The organism is Paraclostridium sp. AKS73 (genome assembly GCF_025671395.1).
In the GTDB taxonomy this organism is placed as follows: Bacteria; Bacillota; Clostridia; order Peptostreptococcales; family Peptostreptococcaceae; genus Paraclostridium; species Paraclostridium benzoelyticum.
In genome coordinates, this window is the sequence record NZ_JAIXHU010000087.1 from 1 (window position 1) to 617 (window position 617).

Here is a 617-nt window from a genome sequence, read left to right on the forward strand (position 1 = left end):
AAGTTAATTTCTGTCATTTTTAATATATTGCTATTTGAAATTTCCTTAACTACAATTATCTTGAGTACGTTAAGGAGGTGTTTAATTGAAAAGTATATCTAGGTTTAATGTATTTAAAAAAGTATTATTAGTTATCTGTGCTTGCATGCTTGTATATAATGGTTTCAATTACTCTATTGCTTTAATTGGTATAATGAACCTTTTAATTGGTTTTATATTTTCTTGTGAAACTTATTTTGCTTATAAGGATTCTGGAAAATTAGATTTTAAGTCTTTTACTTTTGCTCTAGTATGTATAGTTACTGGATTGATTTCTATTTTTTACTACTAGTGTTCTAATTACTATAGTGCTTGTCCATTTTTCAATATATTTTATTTAGTTTTAAATCTTATATAATTTCATATAAGTATATAGAGGTGATTTATATTGAAACGTGCAACAAATACTTATACTTTATCTAAACGTTTTTCATTATCTTCTATGTTATCAATCATTGCTTTAATCTTAATTTGCATTGATATATTTGCTGATATTATTATTTTAAGTATTATAGGCTTATTGACTATTGGATGTATCAGCCTATATGATACGATACATAACTATAAGCTTTATAGTA

2 protein-coding genes are annotated in these 617 nt (G+C 23.7%); both read left to right on the top strand.

Annotation, left to right across the window (positions count from 1 at the left end; genetic code table 11):
- The first annotated feature begins 85 nt into the window (after window positions 1-85).
- On the top strand, window positions 86-331 hold the full coding sequence (locus LEQ07_RS19730; protein WP_263331960.1) for a hypothetical protein: 246 nt from the start codon (window positions 86-88) through the stop codon (window positions 329-331).
- Window positions 332-427: 96 nt separating this feature from the next.
- Window positions 428-617 (top strand): hypothetical protein (locus LEQ07_RS19735; RefSeq protein WP_263331963.1); only part of this gene is annotated, 190 nt, incomplete at its 3' end.